The organism is Pandoraea sp. LA3, from assembly GCF_022696215.1.
In the GTDB taxonomy this organism is placed as follows: domain Bacteria; phylum Pseudomonadota; class Gammaproteobacteria; order Burkholderiales; family Burkholderiaceae; genus Pandoraea; species Pandoraea capi.
Genome location: NZ_PTPY01000036.1, coordinates 212,180 through 233,538, shown reverse-complemented (window position 1 = coordinate 233,538; position 21,359 = coordinate 212,180). Strand labels below are relative to the sequence as shown.

The window sequence follows — 21,359 nt, the reverse complement described above, 5'->3', positions numbered from 1 at the left end:
CGCGCGTTGCCGTCATGCGGGATAGGGCTTGCAGGGAATTGCTGAAAATTGCGTTGACGCTGAACGCTCAGTCGGCGGCGTATTGCTTGTCGAGGGCGTCGTAGAACGGCTTGTTCACGAGACGCTGACGCTCCGCGAACGGCACCACCAGCGACGGATCTTCGTCCAGACGTCCGTTATCGCGCAGCGTGCCCAGCGCCTTTTGCATACCGAGCACGGCGCTTTGCAGCGCGGCGTTCGCGTACAGCACGATGCCGTAGCCCAGCTCGGCCAGACGCGGCTGCGATTGCATCGGCGTCTTGCCGCCAATAACGATGTTGATCAGTTGCGGACGATCGAAGAGCGCCGGCAGACGCTCGATGTCGGCCAGCGTCTCCGTCGCTTCGATGAAGAGGATGTCGGCACCGGCTTCGATGAAGCGGTGGCCGCGCTCGATGGCCGCTTCGATGCCTTCCACGGCGGCCGCGTCGGTGCGCGCGATGATTTGCAGATTGCCGTCTTCCCGCGCATCGACGGCGGCGCGGATCTTGCCCACCATTTCGTCGGCGCCAATCACCGCCTTGCCGTTAAAGTGGCCGCACTTCTTGGGCAGCACCTGATCTTCGAACTGGATGGCGTCGGCACCGCTGCGTTCAAGTACGCGCACCGTGTGACGCACGTTCAGCGCGTTGCCGAAGCCCGTGTCGGCGTCGACGACGATGGGCAGCGAGACGGCGTCGCGCACGCGCGCGGTGTGCTCGGCGATCTCCGCCAGGCCGATGAACGCCAGATCGGGCAGGCCGAGCGACATGTTGGTGACGCCGGCGCCCGTGAGGTAGAGCGCCTCGAAACCAGCGTCTTCGATGACGCGTGCCGAAAGGGCGTTGAAGGCGCCGGGGACGAGCAGGCCTTGGCGGGCCTCGACCTTGCGGCGGAATTCGGCGCGGCGTTGTGCGGTCGCGGTAGTCATGATGACGGTCTCCATGTGAGTTATCGGTAAATGGAGACACGGTTCGCAATCTGCGTGCCAGACGGCCTTCAACTTGAGAATGCCGCGAAAATCGCCGCCGAATCATGGGCTTGTGCTGGGCGGCCTGTTTTCCACAGATGTGGCAGAATTCGCGAAACGGCATTTGAAACGTTTCATGAAACACAGTTGAAACACATCGGAAACGGTGTCGTGAAACGTTCAAGCCGTGCCGTCAGCGCCGTTCGGAGACACCCGTCATGCCCCCCAGCCACACCAGCGCGGAGCCGCCGCGTCGCGTTGCGCCCGCCCCCATCGATCCCCGTGCCCGCCGCCCCGGCATCGCCCTCGTGAGCATCAGCCGGTTGCAGACGCTTTGCGAGACGGTCGCCCCGCGCTACACCGACCGCGCACGCTTCTATTCCGTGCGCGAGGGCTACGGCGCGGCAGTGGCGGCGTTGCAGTCGTATGTGGAGTCGGGCGCGGTCGACGTGGTGCTGGCCGCCGGTTCGAACGGCGCGTACTTGCGCGAGAACCTGTCGGTGCCGGTCGTGACCGTCAAGGTCAACGGCTTCGACGTACTCAGTGCGATCACGCGTGCGACGACCACCTGGCCGGACCAGCCGCTGGGACTGGTGCTGCACGAGACCGTATCGCGCGAGCTGGACGATCTCGGCCAGTTGCTCAAGATCCAGATCCGTCAGCGCGCGTATCGCTCGGTGGACGAAGTGCAGGACGCCGTCGACACGCTCGCTGTGCAGGGCTGCAAGGTCATTATCGGTCCCGGCATGGCGTGCGACTTCGCGCAGGAGGCGGGGCTCGAACACGTCTTCCTGTACTCCCTCGGCGCGGTGGAGGAGGCCTTCGAGCGCTCCGTCGAACTCGCGCGCGTGAGTCGCGAGAAGGAGTCGAAGCGCATGCGGCTGAATACCATCGTGGCGCACATGCGCGATGGCGTAGCGGCGTTCGACGAGAACGGACAACTGGAAGCGGTGAATCCCGCGATGTTCACGCTGCTGGAGGTGGAGGGCGAGCGCATCGCCACGCACGGCGCACGTCAGTTCGAACTGACACGCAAGCTCGGGCCGATGTTGCGGGAGCTGTCGGAGAGCGGTGTCGCGATCGAGGAGCGTCTGGAGCATATCGACGGACGGGCATTCATCACGAGTTGCGTGCCGATCTACGAGCACGGCATGCGCTCCGGTGCCGTGGTCACGGTGCAGGACGCGCAGATGGCACAGCGCATCGACCGGTCTTTGCGCACGACGCAGCGTCCCCGGCATCTCGTCGCGAAGCATGAACTCGCGGAACTGGTCGGCGATTCGCCGCAGATCGAGAAAGTGCGGCGTCTTGCGCGAGCGGGCGCGTCGCACGACGCGACGGTGCTACTGACGGGCGAGAGCGGCACGGGCAAGGAACTGGTCGCGCAGGGCATTCACAATGCGAGTGCACGCCGCGGCAATCCGTTCGTCGCCTTCAACTGTGCCGCGTTGCCCGAAGGGCTGATCGAGAGCGAGTTGTTCGGGCATGACGAGGGGGCGTTCACGGGGGCGCGACGCGGCGGGAAGGCGGGCCTGTTCGAGATCGCCCACACGGGGACGATCTTTCTCGACGAGATCGGCGAGATGCCGGCGGCGATGCAGAGCCGGTTGTTGCGCGTGTTGCAGGAGCGTGAGGTGATGCGGCTGGGGTCGGGGCGTCCGGTGCCGGTCGACGTTCGTGTGATCGCCGCAACGCACCGGGATCTGAACGCACTGGTCGCAGAGGGACGCTTCCGTGCCGATCTCTATTTTCGTCTGAACCTGTTGCAAGTGACGTTGCCGGCGCTGCGCGAGCGGCGCGACGATATTCGTCTGCTGGCGCAAACGCTGCTGGCAAGAAATGCCGTGCAATACGGGTTGAATGCCCGCGTGATGAAACCCATCCTCGACGTGCTCTCGCCGCTCTTCGATCGCTACGACTGGCCGGGCAATGTGCGCGAGCTGGAGAACCTGCTTGCACGCGCGGCGATCTATCTCGACAACGACGTCGCCGCGCATGCGCAAACACTGCATGAGGTATTTCCGGAGTTGGCGCGTTTGACGCATGCACGTGCGCCGGACCGCGATTTGCAGCGGGAGAGCGAGGACGATGCCGGAGAGCGTCACGAAGCCGTCACGCGTGAGGCCGCCCTTGCCGCGTTGCAGGCGGCGGGCGGCAATCGCGCGGCTGCGGCGCGCTCGCTGGGCATCAGCCGGACGACCTTCTGGCGATTGATGAAAGCCGGGTAGCGAAGGACACGGCCGGTGTCGTCGCATCTACCAGTGGTTGCTATCGTCCGGTTTACAAGCCGCCGACGCCCCCGACTTCGAGCGCTACAGCGCGGACTTCGATCCGGTGACGGGTACGGGGACACTGGATATCTGGATTCCCGTTCAAGGCTTCACCGCGTAAGTGGCAACGAACGTCGCCATGAAGCGATCGATGACGAATCGTGGATTGGGTTGGTCGTCTTCGATAAAGCCCTTGAGCAGGAACCCCGCGTCGAGCTGTCCGCCGATCTGCTCGCTGAGGCTGTGACCGAAAACCAGGGCGTCGCCTTTGGCTTGTTTCGCGGCGAGGGCATCGGGCGAGAGATCGCGCACGTCCGAGTACGGCACTTTGAAGCGCGGGCGGATGATGCCTTGCCCGGCGTCCTGCGGGTTGCGGTCTGCGACGAACACCACCGGGTTGAAGAAGCTGCTCAGGAGGCGTCCGCCGGGTCGCAGCACACGGAAACATTCGCGCCACACCGGACGGATGTCCGGCACGTATTGATTCGACACCGGATGGAAGATGATGTCGAACGCGCCGTCGTCGAACATCGACAGGTCACGCATATCGCCTTGCAGGGTCGTGAGCGTCAGACCCTCGCGACGCGCGACCCTGTCGTCCTGCGCGAGTTGTGCGGACGAGATATCCAGCACGGTGACGTCGGCGCCCGCTGCGCTCAATACCGGGGCTTGCTGGCCGCCTGCCGAGGCGAGACACAGGATTCGCAGGCCCCGGACGTCGTTGGGCAACCAGCCGACGGGGAGCGCGGAGGGCGTGAGATGCACGTCCCATTGGCCGTCGCGTGCGGCAGCAATGACTTCAGCGCTGACCGGGCGCGACCATTCGCATTGCGTCGCCGCCTGGCGATCCCACGCGGCGCGATTGTGTTCGATAACGTCGTCGGCGTCGTTGGAACCGAAAGGGGGGTTGGATTCGGGCATGGTGTCTAGCTCAAATCACGCCTTGCGCGAGCATCGCGTCGGCGACCTTGGCGAAGCCAGCGACATTGGCCCCGTTGACATAGCTCACCGAGCCATCGGCGCGACGACCGTGCTGCACACAGACTTCGTGAATGCTGCGCATGATGTCGTGCAGACGCGCATCGACCTCCTCGCGCGGCCACGAGATGCGCATGGCGTTCTGGCTCATCTCAAGACCCGATGTCGCAACCCCGCCGGCGTTACTGGCCTTGCCGGGCGCGTACAGAATGCCCTTGCTTTCGAAGCGCTTGGCAGCCTCGTTGGTCGACGGCATGTTGGCGCCTTCCGCGACGCAGATCACGCCGTTCGCGATCAGCGTTTCGGCGTCGTCGGCATTGAGTTCGTTCTGCGTGGCGCACGGCAGCGCGACGTCCACCGGGATATGCCACGGACGCTCGCCCGCGAGAAACTTTGCACCGGTGCGCTTGGCGTAATCGCTGACGCGTCCGTAGTGGTGGTTCTTCACGTCCATCAACTCGGCGAGCTTTTCGGTAGTGAAGCCGTCTTCGTCGACGATGGTGCCGCTCGAATCCGAGACGGTCACGACCGTCGCGCCGAGCGCCATCGCTTTCTCCACGGCGTATTGCGCGACGTTACCTGAGCCGGAGACGCTTACGCGCAGGCCGTCGAAGCTGCGCCCGGTTTGCTTGAGCATCTCTTCGGCGAAGTACACCGTGCCGTAGCCGGTCGCCTCGGGACGAATCAGCGAGCCGCCGAACGACAACCCCTTACCGGTGAAGACGCAATCGGCACGGTTGGAGAGCTTCTTCATCATGCCGGCCATGAAGCCGACTTCACGGCCGCCGACGCCGATGTCACCCGCCGGCACGTCCGTATCGCTGCCGACGTGACGGAAGAGTTCGCTGACGAACGCCTGACAGAAGCGCATGACTTCGCCCGGGCTCTTACCCTTCGGATCGAAATCGGAGCCACCTTTACCGCCGCCCATCGGGAGCGTGGTGAGGGCGTTCTTGAACGTCTGCTCGAAGGCGAGGAATTTGAGGATGGAAAGATTCACCGACGGGTGAAAGCGCAGGCCGCCCTTGTACGGCCCGATGGCCGAACTGTGCTGGATGCGATACCCGCGATTGACCTGCACGTCACCATGATCGTCGACCCACGAGACGCGGAACATGACGGTGCGCTCCGGCTCGACGAGACGGTCGAGCAGGCCGTGCTCGGCGTATTTGGGATGCTTCGATATGAACGGCCAGAGGCTCTCCATCACCTCCGTGACCGCTTGCAGGAACTCCGGTTGACCGGGATTGCGCTCGCCGGTGGCGCGCAGAAAGTCGTCAAGTGATTGATATTTCATCTCGGATGCCCATTGATGGTGCTTATTCTTGTACAGGGAAAGTATTTTGCACCAATTAGGATCGCGATATGATCTGAAATTATAAAAATCAGGGGAAACACGGTAGTTCGTGCTGTGATTTGACGTAGTACGAAGTGTTTGTGCTTTTTGAAGCGCTTGCGTACGGATTTTGCTGGACTGTCTCAGTTCGTCACATTTGTACGTAGCATGTCTGTATTTATCTGCTGTAGCAGCTTGCGTTCGTTGTGCGTTGTTCGTCTGTGTAGTTGATGTCAGAAGTTGCTCGAATACCTCTCTGTGTGAATCCGGCGCCGCCCGGCGTCAATTGAATCGCTGGTGCCCCCCACTGGCGTTTGTTACCAGGAGCGAGAAATGGCAGAAACTCTCATCAAGGTCGATCTCAATCAATCCGCGTACGAGAATGAGCAGGTGCATAACCGCTGGCATCCGGACTGTTTGCGCAGCAACAGCGCCAACAGCAGCACCAGCGAAACAATGCTCAGCGCAACGAGGACGTAGAAGGCAGTTTCGGTCATGTTGTTCCTAGGTTTTCATTGTTCTTTCAAGGTCGCCGCCGCATAGAGGGACGCTATGGGTTGATTTGCTCCTGGTCAACAAACCTTCCGTAGGACTGCAGGGCGGGTATCAGGTGGGCGTCCGCGTAGGCACAACCGGAGGTGCCTAGCGCCTTCTGTCCTTGCTTGTCGGCGGCTTCCGGTGAATGCCCCTTGCCTTCTATGAGAGCGGCCAGCATCTGGGAGTAGCCTGGTTCCCAAGCCGTGAGGCCGAGGAAACTTGTGCGCATAGCAGACAGGATGCGCATGCCAGACCAATCCAGGTCCCCCCAGAAGAAGGCCGGAATGACATCCTTGTCAAAGAGCCAGGCCTCGAAGCCATCTCGAAGGTTTTGACTGATGCCGCCACGCGCCGCGTAGAAGAGCGAGCAACCATCCGGCGTGCGCAGCCGCTGAGCACTTCCCTTGAAGCCTGACGCGTAGACCAGCGTCAGCCCGTCGAACGCCGAGCTCGTCGAGCGAATGGCGCGCTCGAAGCTCATGAGGTTCTCGATGAACAGCACGCCCCGGCAGCCCGCCGGCGGCAGGAACACCTGCAGCTGAATCGGAGACTCCGGAAATGGGCACTCATCGACACCTAAGACTGCGGCGACGAGGCCCTGCCGCTTGTCCAGGACCTTCGACATGCCCCAGAACAGCTGAGAGGAGACTTCGCGGAGCAGCATGGGCTTGCCGGCTAGAGCGGGGAGCTCGTTCAGCCGTTCGACAACCTCTGTCATAGTGTGGTCCGGCATATCGATGCAAAACTCCGAGACAGCGGCCTTGACCTCGGCGGCCCCCTGGAGCCCGTCGCGGACAGCCTCGCGCCAGCGCTCCGCTGGGGACTTGACGCGCTGTGCGCGACCAACCGTCCTTCTCACCTCGACCTCGTTGGCAACCGTGACTCGCGGCGAGTCGGCATAGCCAGAGCGGGAGCGGATAGCGCCGGCTGGCTTGACCGTGAGCCACCCCCAACGCACCAACTCGACGGCATGGCCCCAAAGCTCCTCCTTTTCCGACTCCCGCTGCGCGTTGTAGAGAGCCGGCCAAGTCCGCTCCCAGAGAGCGACCGACTGGGTACGAGCGCTTCCCCTTTGCTCGGCAGAGTCCATTCGGTCCACGAGCAGGTTCAGCAGCTGCTGTACAGGCGAAGACTGAAGCCAAAGCGGCTGCTCTGTCACTTCGCAGCTCCCGTGACTTCTTCAGGCTCTGCCGCATCAAAGAGCAGCTTAGCTTGTTCGCGAACCTCTTGACGCTGCGCTTCCCAGACCTCGCGCATGCGGTCCTTCTTGAAGAGGCGCTCATCGCACTCGGAGACGAAGTCAATTTCACCGTTGTCTGGCACGTTCATCCGACTGAAGCTGAACTCGCGGTCGAACTCAGGGCGCAGCGCGCCGGCGTGCTTGGTCGGCATGGCGCTGACTAGCTGCAGGCCCATGCTATCTCGCAGATACCGCAGGACGGCACGTGCACGCGGCTCGTCCATGCGAGAGAAAGACTCGTCGCTAACAAGCAACTTCAAGCTGGCGCCCTTCTCGAACAGGCGCAGGCGGTTGGTCACAACGGCGGCGCGCACAATGTACGCCGGCGTCTCCAACTGACCACCAGAGCCCGTCCCCCACGTCGACAGGGCGATGCGGCCGCCGCTGTCCGAATCATTCCAGATTTCGTAGCGTCGGTAGTTGCGGTAGTCAGCGATGCGCAGCAACTCGCGCCCAGCCCTGTCCTGGTCTTGGTCCAGGAGTAGCTTGACCAGGCGGTCACGGACCTCGACGTGCTTAGGCGAAAGCTCCGTCTCCCCAAACAAGTCCACCGCTTCCGGCGAATCGGCCAGTTCCGCAACGGCTGAGAAGAAGCCGTAATACTCCTGGAACTCGGGCTCCCACTTTGACCAGTCGATGTTGAAGCGGTCGGTGCCAAACTTCAGCTTCTCGAGCTCGACGTTCAACTGGCGCAGCATCCGCACGCCATCGTCGACCTTGCTCTTGATTTCAACGCAGAATTGCTTGGTGAAGACGTCGTGGAAAGAGCGTTCCGCTTCCTCAATCTTCGCGCGGTTGTTGTACAGCCCGATACTCTCCAGCTCGTTGTGAAGCGTGCTGACCGAGCGCCCGAGGAGGACCAGGGGACCGTAGTAGGGGTCGAAGGATAGCGCATCCGTAAGGTGCGGCAGCGCGGCCTGAAAGCGTTCGTCCGCACGAACAGCAGCGTTGTACTCCGCCAGCATCTCGCGCACGTCGCCCAAGAGCTTTTCGGGTTGCGTACGCAGATGGCCAAGCCGTGCTTGGACGGCAGGGAAGTCGTACGTGTGAGACGCAATGAGGTCGTCCACCTCTTGGGCCATCACCGTGTACGTCTTCTCTGAGTTCGCTTCGCAGAGGTGCTTCAGGCGGCGAATCTGGTTTTCGCGCTCTTGGAAGCGAGCGTCCCGGCCCTCGTTGATGCGCTTGATGACGGCGTCCGCAGCCATGATGCGCTGCTCGGCCAGCGTGACTGCCTTCTTGGCCGCCTCAATTTCCAAATCATGTACTCGGATGAGTTCTTCCAGTCGAGCCAGCTCCGCCCTCAACTGTTCGACTTCGGTCAAGTCGAGCTGCGACAGCGTCAGACGTGTGGCGTCTAGGTCGCCGGCATGCTGCGCCAAGGGTGCCGCATCAAAGGGCGGTTCCTTCAGCGATGTGAGCACTCTCCGGAAGCCATCTAACGTGCCTTGGGATTGTTCTAGCGCCTGGATGTCACGGTCAACGGTTTCCAGCTTCTCGGTGGTGGTCTGCAGCGCCCGCTCACGAGCCTTGCGACCAAGTACAAAGTCACGTCGTTCGCAGATGAACATCGTCATCGCGCCACTACCCTTGCCGTCCGTGGTGAGGCCGCGCGGGGTCCGCCGCAGCTCCTCGGAGTCTGCCACCTTTACGACAGACCCGAACTGCTCGATGAGGTAGGCCCGCGCGATAGGGTGGTCGGTGCGCAACTCGTGGATGATGGAAGTGCTCGGCACACGAGACTGGTCGGCACGCTCCAAGCATCGCTTGCCTTGAACGACCTTCGAGCGCGAACCCCAGGACTGCAGGAAGTCAATCGTGCGAGCTTCCCAGTCCGGCTTGACGATGAAATTGAAGCGCGCGCCGTCCATGTAGCCCTCGATGGCGCCCTGCCACGCTTCGGACACCGGCTCGACGAGGTCGCACAACACCTGGACACCCGCGTCGGGAAGCCTCTCTCGAATGCGCTCCAGCGCGAGGACGGTGTCCCGGTTGTAGTTGCCAGCACCTGCCGCAAGACGTTGCTTGCGGTCAGCCAGCTCGCCGCGCTCCTTCTTAGCGGCCTCCACGCGTTGGCCGAGGGATGTCGATTCAGCAGCGACCGCCATGAGCACGCTGTCCTCGGTACCGACCAACGAGTTATGCAGCTGGCCCAGGCCGACGTCGATGCCGTCAAATGCGGCGGCCAACTGAAACAGCTTCTCTACTGACAGGACGTCATCACCGTTTGCGTCCGCCACGGAATTGAGCAGCCCGGCCAGCCGGTCCACATTGGTGGATGCAAGGGCCTTGGCCACGACGTCTACAGACGCGCCCAGCTTCGGGAACTGTTCCGGCACTGGCCGTTTGACGATAGAGTCACCGGTGTTCTTGATGTGTGCTGCAGCGAGGAGACCTGCATGCAGTTCAGCGAGCTTGGCGCGCGCGGCGGACGTCGCCCGCTCTAGGCGCTCGTCAAGCATATTCTTCTCGGTGTGGGCCGGAATGCCGCTCAACTTCGCTGCGATATTAATGCGGCTGCTATCAACGTTGCGCTTCAACTGCGCTTCGGTCTTGGCCTTGAGCTCGTATTGGTCGGCCAGCGCGCTGTCATCCTTGATTTTCTTCCGCTCGAAAGCGACGCGCTCTTCGTCCGCTGCCAGCTGCATCTTCGCCAAGAGCAAGTCATGTTGGACCTGCTCTTCGAAGGTAGCTGTCGTCTTGCCGATGACCTCCTTCAGCTCGCGAAGTCGAGTGACGGTCGCTTCAATGCGCTTGCCTTCAACCTTCAAGCTCGTCACCTGGCGCATCAGGTCACTGATGCGGGTGATGCTCTCCTGCAGCAGCTTTCCATCGAACTCAAGGATGTCGTCCCGAACCAGGTCATGAACCGAGCCGATGGGCTTGTAGGCAATCGACTGCGACCATGCCCGAGCCGCGTTCTGAGCCTCGTCCCAGGGAATGGACATGCGCCCGCGGAACCTGCCATAAAGCCCGCTGAGGTAGTCGCGCTTGTGGTCGTCGTAGGTGATGACCTTCGGGTACTTAGCCCTCAGTCGCTTGACGATGTCTTCGACCGGCACACAGATACCTTGGTCCATGTCCTCAAAGAACTGTTCGACCGACAGCGCAGCGTCTTCGACGATGACCAGAACGAGACGCTCCAGCTTCGCGTCTCGCCGCTCTCCTGAGCCGTCCACGCGCGCCGAGGCTGCTACGAGCGCAGTGAACATCTTGGCCGAGCCGTCCTCGGGCCCTGGACGAAAGACCGCCGCGAGGTAGCCTTGGGCACCTGCCGGCCGAGAGAAGAGGCTGTACTCAGCGCCGACCACGAAGGATTCAAGGGTGCGTTTGGATTTGCCGCGGCGATGGTTTTGCTGAACTTCCTCTTGGCCAGGGTTGTAGGCCACGATACCTTGGTAGGCTGCCGTCATGATGGTCTGAAGACCATCGAGCATCGTCGATTTGCCCGCACCCGTTGGGCCAGTGAGCAGCGTCATGTTTCCCAGCTCGTAGTTGCCGGGCTGCAGTTGTCCCCAGTTCACAAGAACCAAGCGGTCGAGCTTCATTGGTCGCTCTCCTCGACGGACGTTTCTTGGTCAACCACGCCTTCTGATTCCAGAGCTGCACTCAGCGCGTCGTTGGACACGATGCCCAGGATGGTTGGCCGGATTGCGAGCAGCGCGTCTTCATCCGAAATCGAAAACTCGGCCGTGTAGCTGAGCAGGCGATGCCGCTTCAACTCGGCCAGCAAGGTCATCTTGTCGCCCATGCCGTTCGGCAGAGGACGCTTTAATTGCGTCTGCATGGTGGCCGCGATTTCCTCGAAGCTAACCAGCGCTTCGCCCTGGGGCTGGATGTCGCCCGTATTGAGCTTGTTCTGGTACAGGAAGCGCAGAGCAAGGGCCATCGCAACGAAGTCGGGAGACACCCGAGTCCGCAGCGATGGCGTCGGCTCCAGGATGTCCTCAGGCAGTCCATCGACTACGGCGCCCGCCACGTAGAGGCGATAGAACTGATTATTGCTGTCGTGGTGCAAACGGAAGCCAGCAATGTCGAAGTAGTCCTCCAGCAAGCCCTCGACGCGCCTTGCGTCGTCATACAGCAGTTGCTCAACCCGGTCCTCTTCACGCACGATGGCACCGTAAGCCATCAGGCGGTTGATGATTTCCCGGAACCGGTCTGGCTTGATGTTGGCAAGCGCTAGTTGTTCGTTGACGTGCGACAGGAGGCTCATTTTTTGAGGTCAATCTCGTAGTCGTTGCCGCTGTAGAGCCCGTTTTCCAAGGGGGTGGGCAGCTTCTTGATGGACAGGTCTGCGCCGACCTCGCTTCGAACCGCTTCCACGGCCTGCATGGCACGGAGGGTGTCGCGGGCGGTGGCCGTTGGGAGCGCTGAGACTCGAATGGGATGCTGAAAGATGCGCAGGTCGCGCCGAAGCAGCTGAGCAACCTCTTCGTTGGGGATGGAGAAGGCCTCCGCTTCGGCGCGGGCCATAGCAGCAGCCAAGCGCTCTTCGCGAGAGGGTCGCGGCCGAACGGAAATCGTGACCGCCTTGCGGCGCTGGGCGGCCGTCCGGAGCTTGAAGCTTGCGGGGTCCAGCAACCGCACCTCAGCTGGCGCCAGAAACTGCCCGATGTGCATGAGCAGCTGGTCCTGTTGCTCCTTGGAGGCCTCTGCGACCTGCTGAATCGCAGCAAGGTAGGCATGCCGGGTCTGGCCTGCGCGCAGCATCATCGACTGCAGCGCCAAGCCATTGACCCGCTTGAGGTAAGTCTCCATGGCCTTCAGGAAGCCAGGCTGCTTCGACTGGCACGCAGCATCGACGATGTCTTCAATGCGGGTCAGTAGCCAGTCATAGACGGACGTGCCCACGTATTCCTTCACGGCCCAATGGGCAATGTCTCGCAGCTGTTCGTCCATCCGATTGAACTTGGCCTCGGGGACGAGACGAAGCCGCTCCAGCTTCTGCACGATGGCCTGCCGGTTAAGCATTGCGTTATCGGCAGTGAGCTGCTTGGAATAGTCACGCTGGAAGCGGTCCAGGAACTCGACGAACTCGCTCCATTGCGTTTGCACCGAAGCGGTCTGCATCAGGTGCCGGACCAGCTCCTGGAAGTAGTCGATGCCATCGGTCAAATCCTCGATGACTTTCTCGGCGTACTCGTAAGCGTCGACTAGGTCGTGCGCGTCACCTCGGTCGGAGAGTGCCGCCTCCAATGCATTGCGACAGCCCCGCATGTTCCGTTGCCGGCTGCGGCTCGGGCGGTCCAACGACCAGAGGGCCTCCGCGAACAGCTTCCCTGGTCGAGAGAATCGGAAGGCCGTGACGAGGCCGGTGCGGTCGGCGAATTGCTCCAGCCAAGCGTCGGTTAGCAGTGCCCGGATGACCATGCCGACGAGCGCCTGCGGGTCATCGGCTTCCGCTCTGCTCAGCTCATCGTCGCCACCCTCTTGCGCCTTGACGCTTTGGTACTGCCGAACAACCGGCAGCAGGAGCTCGCGCAGCGCATCCCGCGTGAGGTTGTGGGCATAGTCAGCCATAGGGCCGTGCAGTCGGTCATAGAGTGCCCGTAGGCAAGCAGCCACAAGCTCCCGGCGAGAGCTGTTCAGGGCACGGAAGAACCGCTGACGCTCAGCCTCAAAGAACACAGGATGACCCGCTGGTGGGGTCATGGGGTCCGGCAACAGGTCAGACGGTATCAAGGCTGATTGCTCCCACTGGACCTTGTCTGGTCCATGCACTTTTGAAGTATTATCTTCAAGGATAATTTATCTTGCAAGATAACATATGGGCATGCCACTTACCCCAGCGCAGCTGCGCCTGCGAGACATGGAACTGCTGCTTCGTTGGGAAGGCGAAATTGATAACAGTCGTCTGCGCGAGGTGTTCGGCATCCAGTCCGTACAGGCCAGCCGCCTGCTGGCGGCGTTCTTGGCGGAGTTCACCGATACGGTCACGCGAGCCACGCCGTACGCGCCCATCACCGCCACACAGTCGTTCCGACCAAGGCTGGCCGGCAAAAGCCCTGACGAGTACCTGCAACTGATTCAAAAGCTTGGCGCCTCACACATCTACTCCACGGTCGAAGACCTACGACTTGATTTGGCACCGGTCCGCCCAGCCCTCTTTGCCATCATCACTCAGGCCTGCCGTAGACGCGTAGGGCTCCGCATCCGCTATCGGTCGCTGGCAGCCCCGGAAGGCCAGGACCGCCTTGTCTACCCGCATGTGCTCGTTCGAGCTGCGCGCCGGTGGCACGCTCGTGCATGGTGTGTACAACGGCAAGCCTTTCGAGACTTCGCGCTAGGACGCATCGCGCAAGCTGCTCTCGATGCTGAACCAGCGCCGGCCGCCGCGCAGACGGACAAGGACTGGTCCGAGTTCGTCAAACTAATCGTGCAAGCTCATCCAGGTCTACCGGACGGGCAAGCCCGGCTTCTTCGGGACGAGTACCTAGGCGGCGAGGAAAGCAGAACATTGCGAGTACGCCGATGCTTGGTTGGGTACACGGTCCAAGACCTACGCATTGCCACTGAGCCGGCCAGACAGACACCGCCTGAGTACCAACTAGCGCTTTCAAATACCAGGGACTTTGTCGGAGAGTTCGGAGTGGGCGGTGGCTGACCGCCATCTCGCGCATTGAGCCCGATATAGACCAACCAAACACATTGGGCATGGCCTGACTTGCAGACCAGTTGACAGGCGCTCGTTCAGAGAAAGGCGTACAAGAGACGCGTCAGAGTGCCCGCAAAACTTTTGCCCTACTACGCGAAAATCCGGCTACCCACGTCCGACATGCCGGGCTAGGCCTTTTTGAGCGAGCGCCGATATGGATTACTTTGCATCGCGCGGCACTTTTCGAGCTCTCGCGACAGTGCATCGATTTCCGACTGCATCCCGGCTGCCCGCTTGAGCAGTTGGGCAACTCGATACCAATACTCATAGCCCAGGTCGCCATCTGCCAATCCGAGCTCGTGAAACTTGCGAAGCGCAATGTCCAGGGCGATTTGATTTTCTGACGACATCATCGTTCTCCTTTTTTGGCGTGGCAGGCTCACTCCCCGCGATGAGCGTGAGTGACAGCGCTCTCCTGTTAGCTTAGGTCCTCTTCCCATCATCTGCCTGGCACATCGACCATCCAAATCCATTCGCATTTCATGCCCATCGGAGATGCATATACTCTTATGCAAGACTCTACGTGCTTCCGCCGAGCGCCACGCCGCCGGATAGAAGGGCCGCCCCATCCATCGATGGGCCTCGGTGATGTAGTAATTGCCGCCTGCGCGGACGAGGCGACAAGCACCAGCGCGCAGGGGACACCGGATTCTGGGGGGAAGTTCTGAGAAATCCGGCGCGCTGGCGAAGGCAGAGGCGCGGAACGAAAGTCTGCCGGGCGAGGCCGGCTCCATACCGTAGTGGTTTGGGTGGCGGCTGAGTGAAGGCGCATCCCAGGCAAACATGCCACACGTTCTTTCTCTTCGCGTAGATATATTTTGTCAGACCGCTTCTTCTAAGGCAGCCCGTCTTACGATTCCGCACCTACGCGAGAGTCTTCCGTTCCGATATGTCACGCGCGTTGCGGCCGACACTAGACGTTGCTCAAGAAGCCGCGACGGCGGTGGTGAAGGACCGATGCAGACCCAGCGTGAGGCTGATTGAGTTACGGTGGGTGACGGATGTCGCCCCTTGCCGCCGCGCGACGAGCACGAGCGCTTCAACCTGCGCGCGTAAGTCGGGATACCACGCGCGGGCGCGGCATGACCACAGCGGCCGCGCTGCTAAGGTTCCGCAGCGCCATGGGGGCTCGAGTCGCTTAGAGCCGGCCCGTGAGCAGTTGATGCATCAGAGCGACATGGTGATAAATCTGCCGTTCTTTGCTCTTCCCCAACCCAGGGTAGTGCTGTGCCGCGACGTCGTCAGCGTAATCCTGCAACGCTCGGTCGTTGCCGAACTTTCGCGGAAACTGCCGAGCGCGCGCGACAAGTTTCCCCGCGGCCTGGAGGAATTTTTCGCCGACTGTGCCAACGTTGAGTTCAACGTCGTCGGAAACGAAGTGTTCAACCCACACGTCTCCACCTCGCTCCTTGAACGCGCCGTGTATCGCCACCGCGGCGGCAGGCCCGCCGCCCGCTTCAAACGTTGCCCCGAGGATTGTGTAATCGCCGAATCCCACCGCTCCTTGCTGATAGTTCAGGTGTCGGTCGGTGAAGAATTCGATACCGACGTAGTCGGCATTGCGCGCTTTGCGTTGGAAGTCGTCGCGTACGTCCACAACCTTTTCACGAGGAAGCATCGCTCGATGCGCCGCGCTCGTCCGCTCGTGCAGGTTGATATGGAATCGAATGTTCGCTCTTTCGGCCAGCCGTTGTACCTGAGCGTCCGACAGCCGGGCATTCAAGTACAGCAGTGCAACGTCGCGGTCGCGATATTGCGCGAGGAAATCTCTGATTTGCTCCGCAGTCGTCGCTTGCGAGCACAGCAGGCCAGGAATAAGCGAATCGTGCGCGTCGATAGCAGCTTTGATAGGCTCAATCCAGCCGTCGAGGCCGCGGCCATGGAACTGGTGCTGGTCGGGGTTCGTAATGACAATCAGATTGTCATCAGCCTCCCCGAAATCGTTCAGTAGTCGCTGCAGGGGCGCGTGTGCGCGATTGACCGGCTCGAGTATGGGAATAACGATGTCTCGAAGCGGGTAGTCACCACGCAACGAACGTAACGCCAACATCTCCGACTGCCGAGCGTAGAGAAAAGGAAAGTACAAAGTTTAGCCCCCTCGCATTCCGCCATGCGGGCAGAGAGAGGGCCTCAGGTGAGCTGGAAGCCGACGCTCTCTCTCAACGCAGAGAGTGCGGTTTCTCTCTGGCGCCCTGATAACGGAGTGGCGTAGCCCAGCACGCGCAAACTCTCCGGCAGCGCGGTCACAAAGCGCACGGTTTCCCCGTCAGTTTTCCTTTTTCTTAATGCATCGACGAAGATAGCATGCGCCTCCAAGGGAGTAAACTCTCTGAAGACCTCGCCGCAATAGGCTTGAATAATCCCTGATGGCTTCACTACCGGCGTGCCGGTTTTCATCGAAACAGCATCGATATATTCGGCTTTCTGAAGACAGCTAAATATGGTTTGGGGTACTACGTTATTGCAGTTTGTCAAGGGCTCGCGAATCTGTTTCAGGGAACCCCGCTCGGTCAGGACAAGGACACCAACGCGCGGGTCAACGATTTCAGCGTAGCTTTCCGCACAGCGCGCATGGGTCACCAAGCAAACACGGTCAAACGCAGCCAGGTAGTCCGATGTCTGTGTAGTGAGGCGTCGCGGCGTATCGAATTCAGTTTTGATTTCGTAGGCCGTCGACGTGCCGTTGAAGACCGCAACGTCAACGATTGAGCGCCCGACGGGAAGTTCCACGTGCAGCGATGCAGTGTTCGGACTGTGCCTGCCAAACACTATCCGGCCGGCAATTTCCGTCTTGTAGACGAACTCGTTGCGGTATGCGCGTCGAATCTCGAGCCATGCAGACTCGAATAACGATGCCAACGGCTGGCCCTTGGCCGCCGTCAACAGCTCATGCTCCGCCAGAAACCCGAGTGCGACCTGCCAGTTTCCAGACCGCGCAATATCTGCAAATACCGGCCGCGTGAACATCCGCGCGAGCAGCCGCAGCCGCTCCGCCGAACTCAAGGTTCGGCGCGGTGGGCGTGATTTCGCGAATGAAGCCACGGATTTCAAGTCAGGCATTTGGTCTGGGTTCTGGTCGGCGGGCGTACCCACCGTATAAGTCGGTCGATATTGTAATCCCGACGCGATTTTCATTGCCAACTCGCGGAAAACAGTGCCAGCTTCTTTCCGGGCTGCCCAGGCCGCAAAACTTTTCCTCGCTACGTACCGCCACTAACTTTGCCAGATTCCGCATTTCGTATGCGTCGCGCGGAGAGATGTGATTGCCCCTGTTTGGAAGGTCTTCGGATACCACCGGGACCCGACGACGAATTCGATAAATCAACTCTACCAATCGAAAGGACCCATAAGTTTCTCAACTTATGGGTCCTTTTTTCTCAGGTTATGCGTCTATCTACAGACTCAATCAAACATCAATATTCCCAGCCCGCAGCGCGTTGCTCTCAATAAACGCGCGACGCGGCTCAACATCGTCACCCATCAGCGTCGTGAAGATGCCGTCGGCGGCGATGGCGTCTTCGATCTGAACGCGGAGCAGGCGGCGGACCGTCGGGTCCATCGTCGTTTCCCAGAGCTGTTCGGCGTTCATCTCGCCCAGGCCCTTATAGCGCTGCTTCGAGACCTTGCTCTCCGCATCGGCCATCAGCCACTTCATCGCCGACTTGAAGTTCGTCACCGCTTGCGAACGCTCACCGCGCTTGATCGTCGCACCTTCGCCAATCAGGCCCTTGAACGTCTCGGCCGTCTTCTGCAACTGCGCGTAATCCGCCGATTGCAGGAAGTCCGGATCGATCACGCTGACCTTCACGTTGCCATGATGACGACGCTCCACACGCAACGACACCACCGGGTCCGCATTCTCGACGTCTTCCGTCACCGCCGTGATCGTGATCTCAGGCGCCAGCGGGTCATTGCTCAACGCCGCTTCCAATGCCGCCGCCGATCGCTTCGCGACTTCTTCGTTGGTCAGATCGATGTCGACGCCCTCGGTCACCGCCGTCAGCACCGAGGCCTCATATACGCGGCTCAGACGCTCGATCACGCCATCCGACAACTGATAGCTGCGCGTCAATTCGCCCAGTGCATCGCCCGAAATCGGGGCTGCGCCCGTCGTCGGCACCAGCTCCGCATTGTTCAGCGCCAGCTTCAGCATGTACTGACCCAACTCAGACTCGTCCTTGATGTAACGCTCGTCCTTGTTGTGCTTGACCTTGTACAGCGGCGGCTGCGCAATGTACACGTAGCCGCGCTCGATCAGCTCCGGCACCTGACGGTACAGGAACGTCAGCAACAGCGTACGGATGTGCGCACCGTCCACGTCAGCATCGGTCATGATGATGATGCGGTGATAACGCAGCTTGTCGATGTTGTAGTCGTCCTTGCCGATACCGCAACCCAGCGCGGTAATCAGCGTCACGATCTGCTCGCTCGAAATCAGCTTGTCGAAACGCGCCTTCTCGACGTTCAGCACCTTGCCGCGCAGCGGCAGAATCGCCTGGAACTTACGGTCGCGACCCTGCTTTGCCGAACCGCCTGCCGAGTCACCCTCGACCACGTAGATTTCGCACAGCGCCGGATCCTTCTCCTGGCAGTCCGCCAGCTTGCCCGGCAGACCCACGCCGTCGAGCACGCCCTTACGACGCGTCATTTCACGCGCCTTGCGTGCCGCGTCGCGCGCACGCGCCGCTTCCACGATCTTCGAGCAAATGATCTTCGCGTCGATCGGCGTCTCTTGCAGGAAATCCTCCAGCGCCTTCGCCACGTACTCTTCCACCGGCGCACGCACTTCGGACGACACCAGCTTGTCCTTCGTCTGCGACGAGAACTTCGGCTCAGGCACCTTCACCGACAACACGCAGGTCAACCCCTCGCGCATGTCGTCGCCCGTCGTCTCGACCTTGGCCTTCTTGGCGATCTCGCTCTCCGCGATGTACTTGTTGATCACGCGCGTCATCGCCGCACGCAGACCGGTCAAGTGCGTACCGCCGTCACGCTGCGGAATGTTGTTCGTGAAGCACAGCACCGATTCGTTGTAGCTGTCGTTCCACTGCATGGCGACTTCCACGCCAATGCCGTCGCGCTCGCCCATCACGTGGAAGACGGTCGGGTGCAGCACCGTCTTCGACTTGTTGATGTACTCGACGAAGCCCTTCACGCCGCCACCGAATGCGAAATCGTCTTCCTTGCCCGTGCGCTGATCCGTCAGACGAATGCGAACGCCGTTGTTCAGGAAGGACAGCTCGCGCATGCGCTTGGCGAGAATGTCGTAGTGGAATTCGACCTTGCCGAAGATCGTTTCGTCAGCCAGGAAGTGCACTTCCGTGCCGCGCTTGTCCGTGTCGCCCAACACCTTGAGCGGCGACGTCTCAACGCCGTCGACCATCTCGATCTCACGGTTTTGCGGCACGCCACGGTGGAATTCCATGAAGTGCTTCTTGCCGTCGCGACGCACGGTGACCTTGAGGTACGACGAGAGCGCGTTCACGCACGACACACCCACACCGTGCAGACCGCCCGACACCTTGTAGCTGTTCTGGTCGAACTTGCCGCCGGCGTGCAGCTCCGTCATCACGATTTCCGCCGCGCTACGCTTCGGCTCGTGCTTGTCGTCGAACTTGATGCCCGTGGGAATACCGCGACCGTTGTCCGTCACGGAAATGGAATTGTCCGCGTGAATGATCACGTGGATGTCATCGCAGTAACCCGCAAGCGCCTCGTCGATCGAGTTGTCCAGCACCTCGAAAACCAGGTGATGCAGACCCGTACCGTCCGACGTGTCGCCAATGTACATGCCGGGACGCTTGCGCACAGCCTCCAGACCCTCGAGGATCTGAATGGAGGCTGCACCATAGCCGCTTTCGGCCTGCTTTTGCTGTTCGCTCATGACAATCTTCCGGTTACTGCGTCATTTCTGACGAATTACTGCTTCATGACCTGCCGCCCCCCGAACGCTTTTGGCGCTCCGAAGGCCGCTTATCCCGCAAAAGGATAATTCTCTAGAAACGCCAAAGGGGCGCTCGGCCCCTTCGCGCATGTGTGACGGCGCGTATGGCGGACAAGCCGCTCAAATGCGCATCGGCATGACGACGTACTTGAATTCGTCGTTGTCAGGCAGGGTGATCAGCGCGCTCGAATTGGCGTCGCCGAGGCTGACCTTCACCTGCTCGACCTTGAGGTTCGACAGCACGTCGAGCAGATACGTCACGTTAAAGCCGATGTCCACCGACTCGCCCGTGTAATCGATCTCGATTTCTTCTTGCGCTTCTTCGTTTTCGGTGTTGTTCGCGCTGATCTTCAACTGGTTTTCGCTCACCAGGAAACGAACACCCTTGAACTTGTCCGACGTCACGATCGCCGCGCGCTGCAACGAACGATGCAGCTCTTCACGGCTGATCACGAAGCTCTTGTTGTAACCCTTCGGGATCACTCGGTTGAAGTCGGGGAACTTGCCCTCGACCAGCTTCGACACCAGCTCGACGTTCGCGAAACGGAACTTGACCTGGCTCGGCGCCACGTCGATCTGCACCGGATCGTCGATGTCTTCGAGCAGACGCTGCAATTCGAGAATCGTCTTGCGCGGGATGATCACTTCCTGACGCGCGAACTTCTCGCCCGCAATCGTCGTATTGCAGTACGCCAGACGGTGACCGTCCGTCGCCACGGCTTCGATCTTCTCGCCCTCGACCACCAGCAGCATGCCGTTCAGGTAATAACGGATGTCCTGCTGTGCCATGGCGAAGTGCACCATGCCCAGCAGTTGGCGGAACGCACGCTGCGGCAGCGCGAAGCTCGCAGCGTAGTCGTTGGCCTCAGCCACCGTCGGGAAATCTTCGGCCGCCAGCGTCTGCAACTGGAAACGGCTCTTGCCGGCCTGCACCGTCAGACGCTTGTCGGAGAGCGACAACGCGACTTCGGCGTCCGGCATGTTGCGAAGGATGTCGAGCAACTTGCGCGCGGCCACGGTCGTCGCCACGTCATCGGCGCCGGCACCGCAATCAGCGGTGGTCGTGATCTGCAACTCGAGATCGGTCGACAGGAAGGAAATGTCCTGTCCGTGCTTGCGAATCAGCAAATTGGCCAGAATCGGCAACGTGTGGCGACGCTCGACGATGCCACTCACAATTTGCAGCGGCCGCAGCAGATTGTCTCGTTGAGTTTTGACCAATTGCATATTTATCCTTCGTAGTAACTGTTAACGGGTGCCAGTTTCTGCTGAAAACCCGAAGATTCCCTTATCAATCAATCGCTTGCAGATGGGATAACAGGGCGAAAAACGCTGTGGACGAGCCGGGGACGCATTGTGCGCCGATCCGCTATTGTGCCCGAAAACCCCAGTTCCCCCCAAACCGCAC

General features: G+C 60.9%; 16 protein-coding genes. 4 read left to right on the top strand and 12 right to left on the bottom strand.

Annotated elements, in window-relative coordinates; genetic code table 11:
• Positions 1–67: 67 nt before the first annotated feature.
• Positions 68–949 (bottom strand): oxaloacetate decarboxylase, encoded by an 882-nt coding sequence (locus C5N93_RS19530; protein WP_242560557.1) that lies wholly within the window; start codon positions 947–949, stop codon positions 68–70.
• A 257-nt stretch (positions 950–1,206) separates the two neighbouring features.
• Between C5N93_RS19530 and prpR the strand changes: the two genes are divergently transcribed.
• Together prpR and C5N93_RS19520 are read left to right on the top strand one after the other, a co-directional pair.
• Positions 1,207–3,216 carry a propionate catabolism operon regulatory protein PrpR gene (prpR, locus tag C5N93_RS19525; RefSeq protein WP_242560556.1) on the top strand — a complete coding sequence of 670 codons (2,010 nt, stop codon included), beginning with the start codon at positions 1,207–1,209 and terminating at the stop codon, positions 3,214–3,216.
• A gap of 25 nt (positions 3,217–3,241) precedes the next feature.
• Positions 3,242–3,379 carry a GyrI-like domain-containing protein gene (locus tag C5N93_RS19520; protein ID WP_301232501.1) on the top strand — a complete coding sequence of 46 codons (138 nt, stop codon included), beginning with the start codon at positions 3,242–3,244 and terminating at the stop codon, positions 3,377–3,379.
• On the opposite strand, the gene C5N93_RS19515 is transcribed toward C5N93_RS19520, so the two are convergent.
• Both C5N93_RS19515 and gdhA read right to left on the bottom strand, forming a co-directional pair.
• Positions 3,361–4,179 (bottom strand): class I SAM-dependent methyltransferase, encoded by an 819-nt coding sequence (locus tag C5N93_RS19515; protein WP_242560554.1) that lies wholly within the window; start codon positions 4,177–4,179, stop codon positions 3,361–3,363. The two genes, C5N93_RS19520 and C5N93_RS19515, sit on opposite strands and share 19 nt — an antisense overlap.
• A gap of 10 nt (positions 4,180–4,189) precedes the next feature.
• Positions 4,190–5,533: an NADP-specific glutamate dehydrogenase gene (gene gdhA, locus C5N93_RS19510; protein WP_242560553.1), complete on the bottom strand. Its 1,344-nt coding sequence runs from the start codon at positions 5,531–5,533 to the stop codon at positions 4,190–4,192.
• A 372-nt stretch (positions 5,534–5,905) separates the two neighbouring features.
• Between gdhA and C5N93_RS19505 the strand changes: the two genes are divergently transcribed.
• Positions 5,906–6,052, top strand: a complete 147-nt coding sequence (locus C5N93_RS19505) for a hypothetical protein (protein WP_242560947.1) — start codon at positions 5,906–5,908, stop codon at positions 6,050–6,052.
• A gap of 70 nt (positions 6,053–6,122) precedes the next feature.
• On the opposite strand, the gene C5N93_RS19500 is transcribed toward C5N93_RS19505, so the two are convergent.
• Genes C5N93_RS19500 through C5N93_RS19485 form a run of 4 tightly spaced genes read right to left on the bottom strand, consistent with a single transcriptional unit; the run spans position 6,123 to position 12,872 of the window.
• Complete coding sequence (locus C5N93_RS19500; protein WP_242560552.1) at positions 6,123–7,268, bottom strand: DUF2220 family protein; 1,146 nt, start codon at positions 7,266–7,268, stop codon at positions 6,123–6,125.
• Positions 7,265–10,897: an SbcC/MukB-like Walker B domain-containing protein gene (locus C5N93_RS19495; RefSeq protein WP_242560551.1), complete on the bottom strand. Its 3,633-nt coding sequence runs from the start codon at positions 10,895–10,897 to the stop codon at positions 7,265–7,267. The genes C5N93_RS19500 and C5N93_RS19495 overlap by 4 nt, the downstream gene beginning before the upstream one ends.
• Positions 10,894–11,565, bottom strand: coding sequence for a DUF4194 domain-containing protein (locus C5N93_RS19490; protein ID WP_028731313.1), 672 nt, complete (start codon positions 11,563–11,565; stop codon positions 10,894–10,896). Before C5N93_RS19490 ends, C5N93_RS19495 begins: the two co-directional genes overlap by 4 nt.
• A complete protein-coding gene (locus tag C5N93_RS19485) occupies positions 11,562–12,872 on the bottom strand; it encodes a Wadjet anti-phage system protein JetA family protein (RefSeq protein ID WP_242560550.1) in 1,311 nt (436 codons plus the stop codon). Before C5N93_RS19485 ends, C5N93_RS19490 begins: the two co-directional genes overlap by 4 nt.
• Positions 12,873–13,161: 289 nt before the next feature.
• Here C5N93_RS19485 and C5N93_RS19480 point away from each other — a divergent pair, with 289 nt between their 5' ends.
• A complete protein-coding gene (locus tag C5N93_RS19480; RefSeq protein ID WP_242560549.1) occupies positions 13,162–13,956 on the top strand; it encodes a WYL domain-containing protein in 795 nt (264 codons plus the stop codon).
• A gap of 179 nt (positions 13,957–14,135) precedes the next feature.
• On the opposite strand, the gene C5N93_RS19475 is transcribed toward C5N93_RS19480, so the two are convergent.
• The 5 genes from C5N93_RS19475 to dnaN form a co-directional block, all read right to left on the bottom strand.
• Positions 14,136–14,360, bottom strand: a complete 225-nt coding sequence (locus C5N93_RS19475) for a hypothetical protein (protein ID WP_235195564.1) — start codon at positions 14,358–14,360, stop codon at positions 14,136–14,138.
• Positions 14,361–15,145: 785 nt separating this feature from the next.
• Positions 15,146–16,093: a sce7725 family protein gene (locus C5N93_RS19470; RefSeq protein ID WP_277990377.1), complete on the bottom strand. Its 948-nt coding sequence runs from the start codon at positions 16,091–16,093 to the stop codon at positions 15,146–15,148.
• 44 nt (positions 16,094–16,137) lie between these two features.
• On the bottom strand, positions 16,138–17,142 hold the full coding sequence (locus C5N93_RS19465) for a sce7726 family protein (RefSeq protein ID WP_242560547.1): 1,005 nt from the start codon (positions 17,140–17,142) through the stop codon (positions 16,138–16,140).
• 271 nt (positions 17,143–17,413) lie between these two features.
• The gene (gyrB, locus tag C5N93_RS19460; RefSeq protein ID WP_242560546.1) at positions 17,414–19,891 is read right to left on the bottom strand and encodes a DNA topoisomerase (ATP-hydrolyzing) subunit B; all 2,478 of its coding nucleotides are present in this window, start codon (positions 19,889–19,891) and stop codon (positions 17,414–17,416) included.
• Positions 19,892–20,071: 180 nt separating this feature from the next.
• Positions 20,072–21,178, bottom strand: a complete 1,107-nt coding sequence (dnaN, locus tag C5N93_RS19455) for a DNA polymerase III subunit beta (RefSeq protein ID WP_046290265.1) — start codon at positions 21,176–21,178, stop codon at positions 20,072–20,074.
• Positions 21,179–21,359 lie beyond the last annotated feature (181 nt).

What these genes read in the sequence shown, in the direction of transcription:
- C5N93_RS19530 (WP_242560557.1), bottom strand. Translation starts at nt 949, where the DNA reads ATGACTACCGCGACCGCACAACGCCGCGCCGAATTCCGCCGCAAGGTC.
- prpR (WP_242560556.1), top strand. Translation starts at nt 1,207, where the DNA reads ATGCCCCCCAGCCACACCAGCGCGGAGCCGCCGCGTCGCGTTGCGCCC.
- C5N93_RS19515 (WP_242560554.1), bottom strand. Translation starts at nt 4,179, where the DNA reads ATGCCCGAATCCAACCCCCCTTTCGGTTCCAACGACGCCGACGACGTT.
- gdhA (WP_242560553.1), bottom strand. Translation starts at nt 5,533, where the DNA reads ATGAAATATCAATCACTTGACGACTTTCTGCGCGCCACCGGCGAGCGC.
- C5N93_RS19505 (WP_242560947.1), top strand. Translation starts at nt 5,906, where the DNA reads ATGGCAGAAACTCTCATCAAGGTCGATCTCAATCAATCCGCGTACGAG.
- C5N93_RS19495 (WP_242560551.1), bottom strand. Translation starts at nt 10,897, where the DNA reads ATGAAGCTCGACCGCTTGGTTCTTGTGAACTGGGGACAACTGCAGCCC.
- C5N93_RS19490 (WP_028731313.1), bottom strand. Translation starts at nt 11,565, where the DNA reads ATGAGCCTCCTGTCGCACGTCAACGAACAACTAGCGCTTGCCAACATC.
- C5N93_RS19485 (WP_242560550.1), bottom strand. Translation starts at nt 12,872, where the DNA reads ATGGCTGACTATGCCCACAACCTCACGCGGGATGCGCTGCGCGAGCTC.
- C5N93_RS19480 (WP_242560549.1), top strand. Translation starts at nt 13,162, where the DNA reads ATGGAACTGCTGCTTCGTTGGGAAGGCGAAATTGATAACAGTCGTCTG.
- C5N93_RS19475 (WP_235195564.1), bottom strand. Translation starts at nt 14,360, where the DNA reads ATGATGTCGTCAGAAAATCAAATCGCCCTGGACATTGCGCTTCGCAAG.
- C5N93_RS19465 (WP_242560547.1), bottom strand. Translation starts at nt 17,142, where the DNA reads ATGAAAATCGCGTCGGGATTACAATATCGACCGACTTATACGGTGGGT.
- gyrB (WP_242560546.1), bottom strand. Translation starts at nt 19,891, where the DNA reads ATGAGCGAACAGCAAAAGCAGGCCGAAAGCGGCTATGGTGCAGCCTCC.
- dnaN (WP_046290265.1), bottom strand. Translation starts at nt 21,178, where the DNA reads ATGCAATTGGTCAAAACTCAACGAGACAATCTGCTGCGGCCGCTGCAA.